This window comes from Oerskovia sp. Root918 (assembly GCF_001428945.1).
Taxonomy (GTDB): Bacteria; Actinomycetota; Actinomycetes; order Actinomycetales; family Cellulomonadaceae; genus Oerskovia; species Oerskovia enterophila.
The window spans coordinates 468,640-481,295 of record NZ_LMJG01000015.1 but is presented as its reverse complement, the minus strand read 5'-3'; the positions used below and the strand labels follow the sequence as shown (position 1 = coordinate 481,295).

Sequence of the window (12,656 nt, the reverse complement as noted above, 5' to 3'; positions counted from 1 at the left end):
CGCCCGTCGGGGGCTTCGACCCCGTCCTCCGCCCCCGCGTCAGGCCCGACGGCGGCACACGCCGACGCGTCCGCCGCCCCCATGGTGGAGATCGCCGGGGTGCACAAGATGTTCGGTGACGTGCACGTCCTCAAGGGCGTGGACCTCGAGGTGCCGCGAGGCTCGGTGTGCGTGGTGCTCGGCCCCTCGGGCTCGGGCAAGTCGACGCTGCTGCGCTGCATCAACGAGCTCGAGGACCTCACGGCGGGGCGCATCTACGTCGACGGCGACCTGATCGGGTACCGCGAGGTCGAGAAGAACGGCAAGAAGCGCCTGCACCGGCTGCACCCCAAGGTCATCGCGACCCAGCGCTCGCGCATCGGCATGGTGTTCCAGCGCTTCAACCTGTTCCCGCACATGACGGCTCTCCAGAACGTCATGGAGGCCCCCGTGCAGGTGCGTGGGCTGTCGCGGGCGCAGGCCAGGGCGCGGGCCGAGGAGCTGCTCGCCCGGGTCGGCCTGTCCGACCGCGTCGACCACTACCCCTCGCAGCTCTCCGGTGGTCAGCAGCAGCGGGTCGCGATCGCGCGGGCGCTCGCGATGGACCCCGAGCTCATGCTGTTCGACGAGCCGACGTCGGCGCTCGACCCCGAGCTCGTGGGCGAGGTCCTCGCGGTCATGCGCGACCTCGCGGAGAGCGGCATGACGATGATCGTCGTGACCCACGAGATCGGCTTCGCGCGCGAGGTCGGCGACCACGTGGTCTTCATGGACGACGGCGTGATCGTCGAGCAGGGCGACCCTCGCGAGGTGCTGACGAACCCGCGCGAGGAGCGGACCCGGGAGTTCCTGGCGCACGTGCTGTAGCCGTCCGCGCCTGTCGAGAGTGAGCTGTGGCCCCTGGATCGCTCGATCCAGGGGCCACGTCCGTCGAGCACCACGAGAGGGGCCGCGGCGCCCACCGGCGAGAGCCGGTCAGCGCTCGCAGGCCACCCCGTTGCCGTCCCAGTCGAGCGCCGGGTTGAAGCCCGCGTCGTCCTTCTTGAGCGGCGTCTTCCCGTCACGTTTCGCGGCCTCGCACGTCAGGTAGACGCCGTTGACCTTGCCCGAGTCCCAGCCGCCGTCGTTCCCGTCGTCGCCGTTGTCCTGCGCCGCGGCCTCGCGCTCCGCGATCGCCACCTCGCGGTCGTCGAGCGCGACGTCGCGCGCGTCGAGCTCGGCCTCCTTGGTGGTCGCGGCGGTCTCACGGGCCGTGACGGCCTCGGTCGAGGCGGCGATCCCGGCGAGCTGCGTCTCGAGGTCGGCGCGCTCGGCGTCGAGCTTCTCGCGCTCGGCGGCCATCTGCTCGGTCGTGAGGGCGGCCGCCGCGGTGGCGTCCCCGGCCTCCGACTGGGCCTTGAGCGTCACGCCGAGGCCGATGAGCAGCCCCACGGCGAGGCAGCCCACGCCGATCCCGAGGGGCAGGAGCCAGCGCATGTACGTCCGCTCCTCGCGCTCCTCGTCGTCGCTCGAGAAGATCGCGAGCGGCCCCCGGTCGGCGGCAGGAGTGGGCCCGGCGGGCGAGGCAGCAGTCCCGACGGCGACGGCGGGCCCGTCGACCTGGGCGGCGCTCGTGGCCGCGACGGGCGGGGCTGCAGCAGCACCGACGACCGGCAGGATCATGGTCGAGGAGGGCGCCTCCGCGGGTGCGGGAGCGCTCACGTCGCGGCGGGACCGCCTCGTCGGCCCGACGGCGGGCGTCCCGTCCCCGGGAGACGTGACGGGGGCCATGACGTGCGTGGAGTCAGCGGGCGAGGGCGCTACCGAGGCTCCGCGCGCGACCGCAGTCTGGAAGAGCACCGGGATCCCGCCGCCCGGCGTCTCGCGGGACCAGGCTTCCGCCCCCGAGGCGGGCGGGGCGGGTGGCGCCGGCGGCGCGGGGACGGCAGGAGCGGCTTCCACCCAGAAGACCCAGCCCTGGGGCGCGGCCGGCCAGGCCGGGTCGGGATGCCAGTCGGACGAAGGGGCGAAACCGGGAGGTACCAACCAGCCGGGCGGCGGGTTGAAATGTACGGCCATGGGAGAGCTCCTTCGACAGTTCCAGCGCGCTCACTATGCTGCAGATCGGCCCGTTGACGCCAATTCCGTACCCTGTCAGCGGCGCCGGGTACAAAGGAACCGGGCCGAGACGCGTGCGGCGGCCCCCGGTCGGCAGCCTCCACGGGCGATCGGCAGCGCGCGTGAGCGATCCCGAGGAGTCGTCGTGTTCCTGATGGACCAGCAGGACCCGTCCGCGGAGGAGCTGCTCGTGTTCTCCGCGAGCGATCTCGTCGCGGCGAGCGAGTGCGAGTACCGCCTGCTGCGCACGCTCGACGAGAAGACGGGGCGCGCTGCCCGCGGTGCGGTCGAGGTCGACGACATGCTCGAACGCACCGCGACCCTGGGCGACGTGCACGAGCAGCACGTCCTCGCCGGGCTCGTGGACCTCGTGGGTGCTGACGCCGTCCGGGAGATCCCCGTGCCGCGCACCATGCGCCGCGAGGACCTCGTGGCCGCGCACGCCGCGACGCTCGCGGCCCTGCGGGACGGGGTGGAGGTCGTCTACCAGGGATCGTTCTTCGACGGCCGCTTCCACGGCCGCGCGGACTTCCTGATCCGCACGGACAGCCGGGCGGCCCACGTCCCCCTGCTCCCCGCCGGCCCGACGACGTCGGGCACCCTGGGAGGGGCCGGCGCGCCGGGTGCGGGCGGCCCCGAGTACGCGGTGTACGACGCCAAGCTCGCGCGGCGCGCCAAGGTCCCCGCGCTGCTCCAGCTCGCCGCCTACGCCGACCAGCTCCTGGCAGCCGGCGTCGAGACGTCGCCCGTGCTGCACCTGATCCTCGGCACGCGGGCCGTGACCGACCACCGGCTCGCGGACGTCCTGCCCGTGTTCCGCGAGCGGCGCGCCGAGCTGCTGCACCTGCTGGACGCGCACCGCGCGGCCGGTGAGCCGGTCCGCTGGGACGCGCCCGGGCTGCGGCAGTGCGGGACGTGCGGGTACTGCGCCCAGCAGGTCGAGGAGCACGACGACCTGCTCCGCGTCGCGGGCCTGCGCAGCACCCAGCGCGTGAGGCTCCGCGCGGGTGGCATCACCACCATGACCCAGCTCGCGTCGGCCACGACCCCGCCGCGCGGGCTCGCGGCGCGCACGTTCGAGACGCTGAGGGTCCAGGCCCGGCTCCAGGCCGGGCTGGTCGACGTGCCGGCGGACGGGGGCGAGGTGCCGGGCCTGGGCCCCGGCCCCAGCGGGTCGGTCACGTGGAGCACGCGGGCGGCCACCGGGGTGGGGGATGTCGACGCGAGCAGCCCCGGCAGCACTGCCGGGGAGGGGGCGGTCGCTCATGGCGCCGAGGACGCCCCCGGCGGCACCGGGACCGAGCAGCACACGCTGTCCTACGTGGTCGTCGACCCCGCGCCGCTGCGCGCCCTGCCCCCGCCGGATCCGGGCGACGTGTTCTTCGACTTCGAGGGCGACCCGCTGTGGTCGGTCACGGACCCGGCGACCGGCGACATCACGTGGAACATCGACTACCTGTTCGGGCTGGTCGAGCGACCCGGCACCTCGGGGGAGGTACCGCCCTTCCACGCGTTCTGGGCGCACGACCTGGAGCAGGAGAAGCAGGCGCTCGTCGACTTCGTCGACTACCTGGCCAAGCGACGCGCCCAGTACCCCGGGCTGCACGTCTACCACTACGCGTCCTACGAGAAGACCCACCTGCTGTCGATCGCGGCCCGCCACGGGGTCTACGAGCAGGAGGTCGACGACCTCCTGCGCCAGGGCGTGCTCGTCGACCTCTACGCGACCGTGCGCCACTCGCTCAAGGTCTCGGCGCCGTCGTACTCGATCAAGAAGCTCGAACCGCTGTACATGGGCGACCAGCTCCGCGGCGGCGACGTGACCGACGCCGCCGCGTCGGTCGTGGCCTACGCGACCTGGTGCGCCGCGCGCGACGCGGGCGACGACGAGGAGGCGGCCAGGCTGCTGCGCGGCATCGCCGACTACAACGAGTACGACTGCCTCTCGACCCTGCGGCTGCACGAGTTCCTGCTGGGCCTCGCCGGACGCACGGCCCCCGCGACGAGCGACGTACGGACGACGCCCCCGGTGGGCAACGGGTGGGAGGACGACCTGCCGCCCGCCCTCGAGCTCAGCGACGCCGAGGTGGCGCGCCGGGCCAAGCGCGCCGAGGCTGAGCAGGTCGAGCTCGACGTGCGGGGGCTCGCGGGCGGCGTGGACGGCCGCTCGGGGGCCGGGCGGACCGACGACGAGGAGGCCGTCGCGCTCCTCGGCGCAGGGGTCGGGTACTACTGGCGCGAGGCCAAGCCGTTCTGGCAGGAGTACTTCTCCCGGCTGAAGGACCCCGTGGACGAGTGGCAGACGCCCCGGTCGTACTTCGTCGTGGAGCGGGCCGAGGTGATCGAGGACTGGGCCCGGGCGACGCCGCGCAGCAACCCGTCGCGTCGTCTGCGGCTCTACGGCGAGCTGCCCGACGGCACCGAGCTCAAGGCGGGCTACGAGGGCGCGACCGCGCTCTTCGAGGGGCCTGCTCCCGACGGGATCGAGCCCGCGCACGGCGCGGTGCGCTGGTCGACGGGGAGCGTGCGCGTGCACGGCGTCGAGCGCGGGCGGCTCGCGAGCGGCCGGGAGGTCGACGTCCTCGACGTGCGGATGCCCGTCCCCAAGGGGGCGGCGACGCACGACGTGCTGCCCATGGCGCTGACGGTGGGCCAGGTGCTGCCCACGCCGCAGCAGGAGGCCTCGATCCGGGCGCTCGCGACGCTCGTGCAGGGCCAGAACCCCGCTGGGGTCGAGGCCCCGCTGGTGCTTCCCGACCACCCTGCGCTCGACCTGCTGCGCAGGCGCCCGCCGCGGACGGTGTCCGCCGGCCCGCTGCCCACGCTGGGTGACGGCCCCGAGCGGTACATCGACGCGGTCACGGACGCCGTCCGCGATCTCGACGGGTCGTACCTCGGCGTCCAGGGCCCTCCCGGCACCGGGAAGACCCACCTCGCCTCGAAGGTGATCGGGCGCCTCGTCGCCGAGGGCTGGCGCGTGGGCGTGGTGGCGCAGTCGCACGACGTCGTCGAGAACGTCCTCGCGGGAGTCATCAGCAAGGGCGGGGTGCCAGCGGACCGCGTGGGCAAGAAGGCCTCGGGCCCCAAGGGGCGTGACGTGTCGAGGGTCGGGCGCGAGGTGGGCTCCGGCCTGGCCGACGACGTCGCCGCGGCGGACCTGCCCGAGGGCTCGCGGCTCGTCCCCTGGCGGCTCGTGGACTCCGCGCAGACCTCGGCCTTCGTCGCGGAAGGTCCCGGTGTGATCGGCGGGACGGCCTGGGACTTCGCGCACGTCGAGCGGTTCGGCGACGGCGAGCTGGACCTGCTCGTGATCGACGAGGCCGGGCAGTTCTCGCTCGCGAACACCGTCGCGGTCTCGCGGGCCGCGCAGCGGCTCCTGCTCCTGGGCGACCCGCAGCAGCTCCCGCAGGTCTCGCAGGGGCAGCACCCCGAGCCGGTCGACCAGTCGGCCCTCGGCTGGCTGACCCGCGCCGGCGGCGGGCACGACGTGCTGCCACCGGAGTACGGCTACTTCCTCGCGCGGTCGTGGCGCATGCACCCGGCGCTGTGCGACGCGGTGTCCGAGCTCGCGTACGAGGGCCTGCTGCACGCCGAGGCGGCCGCGGGCGAACGCTTGCTCGTGGGGGTCGAGCCCGGCGTGCACGTGGTCGAGGTCGAGCACGCAGGGAACGCGGTGTCCTCGGTCGAGGAGGCCCAGGAGATCGTGCGTCAGGTCCAGGCGCTGCTCGGGACCACCTGGTACCCGGGCGGGCGGGGCGGGGGCGCGCCTGTCGGGGGTGCCGCCGGCGTCGGTGTCGACGCCTCCGCCGGGGTCGCCGCAGGCTCCCACGGTGGGGCCGCCGCCGCCGGCTCGCGCCCGCTCGACCAGCACGACTTCGTGGTCGTGGCCCCCTACAACGCGCAGGTCTGGACCGTGCGGCACGCGCTCCAGGCCGCGGGGCTGGGGGACGTGCGCGTGGGAACGGTCGACAAGTTCCAGGGCAAGGAGGCGCCCGTCGCGATCGTCTCGATGACGGCCTCGGCACGTGAGGACGTGCCGCGCGGCATGGAGTTCCTGCTGTCGCGCAACCGCGTGAACGTCGCGGTCTCGCGGGGCCAGTGGTGCGCCGTCGTGGTCCGGTCGCGCCGGCTCACCGACTACCTGCCGCAGCACCCCGAGGAGCTCGCCGAGCTGGGCGCGTTCATCGGGCTGTGCCAGTCGGGGGCTTCTCGGTAGCGGCCGAGCTTCCGCTGAGTGCATGATGCGGCAGCGACACGCCGGTCGAGTCGCTGCCGAACCACGCACTCAGCGGCGGGTCAGGGCTCAGAAGTCCCCGAACCCTCCGAAGTCCCCACCACCGAAGTCGCCGAACCCACCGAAGTCACCGCCGAGGTCCCCTCCGGCCTCGGTGACCTCACCGCCCGTGTCGCCCGCTCCAGGGTCGGCCTCGGTCGTCCCGGGATCCCCCTCGCCTCCCGTCCCGCCGTCGCCCGCGAGGTTCGCGGTCGGGTCGCCGAACATCGGGCCGAACATCATGTTGGCGACCGCGGAGCCGATCACGACGCCCGCGATGGTGCCGAGCATGCTCGAGCCGATCATCGAGCCCATGCCGGGCCCGCCCGGGCCGCCGACCCCTTGCCGGCCGCCGAACGACCGCTCGAGCGTGCCGGGGTTGCGCATCTCGGCGCGGGTCGCCATGCGGGCGAGCGACTGCGGGTCGTCGGAGGTCGCGCGCTCGGCGGGCGGCAGGTTCTCGCCGAGGTCGGTGAGCACACGGCGCCGCTGCTCGGGCGTGAGCCGCTCGAACGCCTCGGTGTGCGCCTGCTCGACGGCCTCAGGGGGAGCCGTGCGCAGCAGGTAACGGTAGCGGTCGATCGCGACGTCGTCCTCGCTGCGCCCCGGACCCGTCGGAGCGGGGGGCGGGGTGCCGTACACGGGGGACTCGTGGCCGTCGTAGGTCGCGTGGCGGCGCGGCATCCCCTCGTCCTGCGGGGTGCGGCTGAGGAGGCGGTCGAGGAATCCCATGAGCGTGTCCTTCTGGTCGAACCGTCGAGGGCGGGTGCCCTCACCGGTTCAACGCGGTTCGCCGCCCCTCCGTTCCGTCGAGTGCGTGGTTCGGCAGCGACACGCCCGGCGAGTCCCTGCCGAACCATGCACTCAGCGGGGAGCGGGCTCCGGTACGCAGCCCACCCCCCCTGCCGAACCATGCACTCAGCGGGGAGCGGGCTCCGGCACGCAGCCCACCCCACCCAGGAGCCGGACGTTGAGCGGCTGTCCCGCGAGCTCGAGCGCGTGGTACTGCTCGTGCACGCGCACGGTCAGCCCGCCGGGCAGGTCGAGCCCCGTGTGGTGCCACACGCGGCACGCTCCCTCACCCGTCGTGTACTCGACGACGACCTCGACGCCTCCGTCGACCGGTCGCACCGCGCGGACCGTGCCGTCGCGCCAGCCCCAGGGCCGGTTGCCCAGCATGCGTGCGTGGACGGGGTGCAGGAGGTGCCCGGTGTCGTACCGGTCGCACACGGTCGGTACGGGACAGGGGGCGGTGCTCGCCCGGCGTTCCATGACGTGCTGGGCCATGGTGCTCCTTCTCTCCGTGCCCGACGGCGGAGCTCACCCGCGTGCGGGCACCCACCCGAGCGAGGCCCAGGGCGAGGGGCACGAGGACGAGCGCTGCGGCGTGGGGCTGCTCGCTCTTCCCCCACGGGTGTGGGGGCGGGTCTTCCTCCGGGAGCACCGTGCGCGTCGCGCGGTTGCCGGACCAGCACGCCGGAGGGCGGTTCGCTGGTCCTCTGGACCGTTCTCAGTTCTACCACGGCGTCCAGGACCAGGCACAGGGGTACCTGGTCCTGGACGCACGAGTGCCCCCGACCGGCGAACCGGTCGGGGGCACTCGTTCAATGATCAGCTACGCCCGGAGGCGAGTGAGATCAGAGCGGGCGGATGTTCTCCGCCTGCGGGCCCTTGGGGCCCTGCGTCACGTCGAACTCGACGCGCTGGTTCTCCTCGAGCGAGCGGAAGCCCTGCGTCTGGATGGCGGAGTAGTGCGCGAACACGTCGGCGCTGCCGTCCTCAGGTGCGATGAAGCCGTAGCCCTTCTCGCCGTTGAACCACTTCACGGTTCCCAATGCCATGGGGATCTCCTTCTAGAGTTTCAAACAGCTCCATGATCTGGAGCCGAACATCACGGTGTTCGTCGTCAACTCTTGGGTAACAAGGTTCGCGGTGGCATGGGGCCGTTGCGCAAGGACAAGCGAGGCACTGCAATCTCACCGGTAACGGTACAGGGGTTACTCCGACTGTGCTACCCCTGTTGCTAACGATTGAAGTACTTGTGTCCCCCAACCAGGTCATGACCGAGCAAATCGGGCACGGTCACGAGCGTGTAACCAGCAGCCCGCAGGCTGTCCACGATGCCGGGCACGGCCGACACGGTCGAGGCGTGGATGTCGTGCATCAGCAGGATCGCCCCAGGTCGGGCACCTGCGAGGGCCCGCTCCGAGGTCATGGCCGAGTCCTTGTTCTTCCAGTCCTCGGTGTCGACGTTCCACAGGATCGCCGGCTCGTTGCGCTGGGAGAGGACACTCGTCACAGTATCGCTCGTCGCGCCGTACGGAGGCCGTACGAGCGTCGGTCGGACGCCCGACGCGGCCTCGACCGCGTCCGCGGTCGACTGCAGCTCCTGCGAGATCTGGTCGGTGCCGAGCTTCGACAGGTCGGGGTGGGACCACGTGTGGTTCCCGACGGCGTGCCCCTCCGCGACCTCGCGACGCACCAGGTCGGGGTTCGCCTGGACGGACCGCCCGACGAGGAAGAACGTGGCCCTGGCCTGCTTCTCGGCGAGGGTGTCGAGGAGCTGGGACGTGTACTTGCCGGGGCCGTCGTCGAAGGTCAGGGCGATGCACTTGAGCACCGAGCAGTCCGGCGCGTCGGGCGAGGCGGGGGGCGGTGCGGCCACGGGCGGCTCCTCGACAGGGGGCGGGGCGATCCCCATGAAGGGTGCACCGCTCGCCGCGACCTCGGCGAGCTGCTTGCCGACGGCCGACAGGACGGACCGGGTCGCGTCCGGCTCGAGCCGCACGGCGAGCTCCCCGTCGGCCCGTGCCGAGACCAGACCGGGCGAGAAGACCAGGGTCGCGGCGCCGTCGGGCCCGAGACGGACGTCCCGGAACGTGTCCTCCGACGACGGCACAGGCTCGCCGAACCCCAGCCCCGCTGCCGCGAGCGCCGCTCCCGCCCACTCCGCGGCCTGCTTGCGGCCGTCCGCGGTGAGCAGGTCGGCCGACCACGTCGTGGTCGCGCGCGGGAGGTCGGTGTAGAAGGTCTGGCTGCCGAGCTCACCGTTCGCCCCGCCCGTGAAGGCGTAGGTCGAGGCGTGCACGCCCAGCACGTCGCCCTGCGCGAGCACCAGGTCCCAGCCGACGTTGAGCTCGTTGCCCGTCGCGGTGGGGTCGACCGCAGCCTCGTAGGCCTGCGTCGTCGCGTCGACGAAGCGACCGAACGCCCGTCCCAGCGAGTGCTCGCCGGGGATCGCGACGGTCGAGATCGAGCGGGCGTCGCCCGTGTCCGCGGTCGACTCCTGGTGGATCTCGAGGTTCTCGACGGACGTCGGGTCGAGCACCGCAGGCGGGTCGACCCGCTCCGCGGGGACCTTGGTCGCGGTCGGCGACGGGGCGGGCGAGGGCTGAGCCGACGGCTGTGCGGACGCGCGCGTCAGGAAGAACGTGACGCCCGCGGCGACGACCAGCAGGGCGACGAGGGCGGCGACGACCCGGACAGCCCGGTTCTGCGGGCGCGCAGGGGAGGAACCGCCCGGCGGCAGACCGCGGGACGGGGAGGCGTGCGGGGACATCAGGCCACCGTGCCACGCAGGGACGGTGCGCGTCGCGTCCGGACGGGCCGATGAGGCGAGCGCCACAGCGTCCGCCTCGACCCCTCGCACGGCCGCCCCAGGTGCTCCACGACCTTCACGCGCCGCGCACGCGTCGCGTACCCGGCCGCAGTCGCCCCTCGAGGCGTGCGAGGCGGCACCACCCGCCACGTGGCGGGTGGTGCCCACGGCCGCACGCGGGGTAGAACTGAGTGATGGTCTCTCCCTCCCAGGTCCCCGGCGTCGTGCTGAACAACGGCGTCACCGTCCCGCAGGTCGGCCTCGGCGTCTTCAAGGTGCCCGACGACGCGACCCAGCAGAACGTCGAGGAGGCGCTCGAGGCGGGCTACCGGCACATCGACACCGCGGCCGGCTACTACAACGAGGCCGGGGTCGGCGCGGCGCTGCGAGCGAGCGGGCTGCACCGTGACGAGGTCTTCGTGACGACCAAGCTGCGCAACGGCGACCAGGGGTTCGAGTCCGCCCTCCAGGCCTTCGAGGACTCGCGCGAGGCCCTCGACCTCGAGGTCGTCGACCTGTACCTGATCCACTGGCCGGTCCCCAGCAAGGACCTCTACGTCGAGACCTGGCGGGCGTTCGAGAAGCTCTACGCCGACGGCGCGGCGCGCGCGATCGGTGTGTCGAACTTCCTGCCCGACCACCTCGGGCGGCTCCTCGCCGAGACCGACGTGGTGCCCGCCGTCAACCAGATCGAGGTCCACCCGACGTACCAGCAGCGCGCCACGCAGGCCGCGACGCTCGCCGCGGGCATCGCGGTCGAGGCGTACTCGCCGCTCGGTCGGGGTGCCGACCTCGACCACCCCGTCGTGGCGAAGGTCGCCGCCGCGCACGGCGTCACCCCCGCCCAGGCGATCCTGCGCTGGCACGTCCAGGGGGGACGGGTCGTCATCCCCAAGTCGGTGAACCTCGAGCGTCTCGCCGCGAACATCGACGTGTTCGGGTTCGAGCTCTCGTCCGACGAGGTCGCCGCGATCGACGGGCTCGACTCGGACGCCCGCCTGGGTTCCGACCCCGCGACAGCCGCGTTCTCGCAGTACCCGTCCTGACCTCGGGCCGTCCCTCACCTGCGCCTCCGCCGAATCGAGACGTCCCCGTGACGGCCCCGTAACGCGGGACGGAGTCTCGCGTAACGGTGTCCGCATACGTTCCAGGCACTCAGGTCGTCAGGACCCGAGCCCGGAACGTCGGGCACGTTGTCCGGTTCGCCGTGTGTGACTCTCTGGTTGCAATTGTGCATCTGGGGTTTCGCGCGCGTCCGACCTGTGCCATCGTCAGCACGATATTCAGTGCTGAATATTCAGGTGATCCACCGCGGGTGCGAGGAATCTGAGCACCCGGGTGCGATCTGGCGCACGGAGGTTCGGAATGCAACGCACAGCACGTCGAACGACGGGTGGGCTGGCACTCGCGCTGGCTGCCACCCTCGCCATCACCGCATGCGGTACTCAGTCTCAGGGGGACAACACAGGATCGACAGAGTCGTCGAGCGAGACCGGCACGGCCGACCTCGCGATCGTGCCTTCCGTCCAGATCGACATCGACGGCCAGGAGGTCCCGGTCTCGACGTCGGGCGACCCCGTCGACCCGGCCGGTGACGGCACGGCCGAGTGCGCCGAGGGGACCTCGATCGCGATGGCGGGCGCACTGACCGGCCCCAACGCCGCGCTCGGGCAGAACATCCTCTACGGCGCCAAGGTCGCGGTGGACGCGTTCAACGCCGCGAACGCGGGCTGCCAGGTCACCATCAAGGAGTTCGACACCGAGGGCGACCCGCAGAAGGCCACCCAGGTCGCTCCGCAGATCGTCGGCGACGCGAGCGTCATCGCTCTCCTCGGCCCGGCGTTCTCGGGTGAGACCTCCGCGACGGGCGACGTCTTCAGCCAGGCGGGCCTGCCGTCGCTGTCGGCGTCGGCGACCAACCCCGACATCACCAAGAACGGCTGGAAGACGTTCTTCCGCGGTCTTGCCAACGACGCGGTCCAGGGCCCCGCGGTCGCCAAGTACATGGTGGACACGCTCGGCTACGACAAGGTCTGCGTCGTCCAGGACAACTCGGACTACGGCGTGGGCCTCGCCAAGGAGATCACCGCGGGCCTCGGTGAAGCGGCGGACGACTCGTGCTCGGCCGAGGTCAAGGTCGGTGACAAGGACTTCGCGGCGGCGACCCAGATCATCTCGAGCTCGGACGCCGACGCGGTCTTCTACGCCGGCTACTACGCCGAGGCCGCGCCGTTCGCGCAGCAGCTGCGTGACGCGGGCGTCGACATCCCGTTCGTGTCCGCGGACGGCACCAACGACCCGCAGTTCGTGACCCAGGCGGGCGCGGCGTCCAAGGGCGCGATCCTGTCGTGCCCGTGCGGCCCGGCTCCTGACGAGTTCGCCTCGGCCTACGAGGCGCTCAACGGTCAGGCTCCCGGCGTGTACTCGGTCGAGGGCTACGACCTGGCCACGATCATGCTCACCGCGATCGCGTCGGGTGTGACGGACCGTGCCGGGATGCTCGACTTCGTGACGAACTACGACGGTGAGGGCCTGGCCCGCACCTACAAGTGGGACGACACGGGCGAGCTCTCGTCGGCCCTGATCTGGATCTACGAGGTCAAGTAGCCGGTCGGCGCCTGCCGGTCCGGAGCGCCGCCCCCACCTGGTCGAGCACGACCGGGCCGGGGGCGGTGTGCCCTGACGGCAGCCGCCGAGCGGGCCGCGGTG

The 12,656-nt window shown here is 72.7% G+C and carries 9 protein-coding genes and 1 riboswitch; of the genes, 4 read left to right on the top strand and 5 right to left on the bottom strand.

The genetic code is table 11. The features are described 5' to 3' along the window. The first annotated feature begins 81 nt into the window (after nt 1–81). Nucleotides 82–846: an amino acid ABC transporter ATP-binding protein gene (locus ASE27_RS17280; protein ID WP_056653646.1), complete on the top strand. Its 765-nt coding sequence runs from the start codon at nt 82–84 to the stop codon at nt 844–846. Between the two features lie 108 nt (nt 847–954). Here the strand turns inward: ASE27_RS17280 and ASE27_RS17275 are convergent, their stop codons facing one another. Further along, nucleotides 955–2,037, bottom strand: a complete 1,083-nt coding sequence (locus tag ASE27_RS17275) for an excalibur calcium-binding domain-containing protein (protein ID WP_157257687.1) — start codon at nt 2,035–2,037, stop codon at nt 955–957. A 193-nt stretch (nt 2,038–2,230) separates the two neighbouring features. Between ASE27_RS17275 and ASE27_RS17270 the strand changes: the two genes are divergently transcribed. Continuing rightward, nucleotides 2,231–6,292 (top strand): bifunctional RecB family nuclease/DEAD/DEAH box helicase, encoded by a 4,062-nt coding sequence (locus tag ASE27_RS17270; protein ID WP_235535482.1) that lies wholly within the window; start codon nt 2,231–2,233, stop codon nt 6,290–6,292. 87 nt (nt 6,293–6,379) lie between these two features. Here ASE27_RS17270 and ASE27_RS17265 read toward each other — a convergent pair whose 3' ends face one another. The 4 genes from ASE27_RS17265 to ASE27_RS17250 form a co-directional block, all read right to left on the bottom strand. Beyond that, a complete protein-coding gene (locus tag ASE27_RS17265) occupies nt 6,380–7,081 on the bottom strand; it encodes a hypothetical protein (RefSeq protein WP_056653253.1) in 702 nt (233 codons plus the stop codon). A gap of 186 nt (nt 7,082–7,267) precedes the next feature. After that, complete coding sequence (locus tag ASE27_RS17260) at nt 7,268–7,636, bottom strand: hypothetical protein (protein ID WP_056653251.1); 369 nt, start codon at nt 7,634–7,636, stop codon at nt 7,268–7,270. A 107-nt stretch (nt 7,637–7,743) separates the two neighbouring features. After that, nucleotides 7,744–7,855: riboswitch (SAM riboswitch) on the bottom strand. Nucleotides 7,856–7,986: 131 nt separating this feature from the next. Beyond that, the gene (locus ASE27_RS17255) at nt 7,987–8,190 is read right to left on the bottom strand and encodes a cold-shock protein (protein WP_030152390.1); all 204 of its coding nucleotides are present in this window, start codon (nt 8,188–8,190) and stop codon (nt 7,987–7,989) included. A 182-nt stretch (nt 8,191–8,372) separates the two neighbouring features. Next, the gene (locus ASE27_RS17250) at nt 8,373–9,908 is read right to left on the bottom strand and encodes a polysaccharide deacetylase family protein (protein WP_157257686.1); all 1,536 of its coding nucleotides are present in this window, start codon (nt 9,906–9,908) and stop codon (nt 8,373–8,375) included. 233 nt (nt 9,909–10,141) lie between these two features. Here ASE27_RS17250 and ASE27_RS17245 point away from each other — a divergent pair, with 233 nt between their 5' ends. Both ASE27_RS17245 and ASE27_RS17240 read left to right on the top strand, forming a co-directional pair. After that, nucleotides 10,142–10,993: an aldo/keto reductase gene (locus ASE27_RS17245; RefSeq protein WP_056653246.1), complete on the top strand. Its 852-nt coding sequence runs from the start codon at nt 10,142–10,144 to the stop codon at nt 10,991–10,993. Nucleotides 10,994–11,462: 469 nt separating this feature from the next. Further along, a complete protein-coding gene (locus ASE27_RS17240; protein WP_235534474.1) occupies nt 11,463–12,554 on the top strand; it encodes a branched-chain amino acid ABC transporter substrate-binding protein in 1,092 nt (363 codons plus the stop codon). The last annotated feature ends 102 nt before the right edge of the window (nt 12,555–12,656 follow it).

Bases quoted from the DNA above. Each gene is read 5' to 3' on its own strand.
- ASE27_RS17280 (WP_056653646.1), top strand. From the start codon at position 82: ATGGTGGAGATCGCCGGGGTGCACAAGATGTTCGGTGACGTGCACGTC.
- ASE27_RS17275 (WP_157257687.1), bottom strand. From the start codon at position 2,037: ATGGCCGTACATTTCAACCCGCCGCCCGGCTGGTTGGTACCTCCCGGT.
- ASE27_RS17270 (WP_235535482.1), top strand. From the start codon at position 2,231: ATGGACCAGCAGGACCCGTCCGCGGAGGAGCTGCTCGTGTTCTCCGCG.
- ASE27_RS17265 (WP_056653253.1), bottom strand. From the start codon at position 7,081: ATGGGATTCCTCGACCGCCTCCTCAGCCGCACCCCGCAGGACGAGGGG.
- ASE27_RS17260 (WP_056653251.1), bottom strand. From the start codon at position 7,636: ATGGCCCAGCACGTCATGGAACGCCGGGCGAGCACCGCCCCCTGTCCC.
- ASE27_RS17255 (WP_030152390.1), bottom strand. From the start codon at position 8,190: ATGGCATTGGGAACCGTGAAGTGGTTCAACGGCGAGAAGGGCTACGGC.
- ASE27_RS17250 (WP_157257686.1), bottom strand. From the start codon at position 9,908: ATGTCCCCGCACGCCTCCCCGTCCCGCGGTCTGCCGCCGGGCGGTTCC.
- ASE27_RS17245 (WP_056653246.1), top strand. From the start codon at position 10,142: ATGGTCTCTCCCTCCCAGGTCCCCGGCGTCGTGCTGAACAACGGCGTC.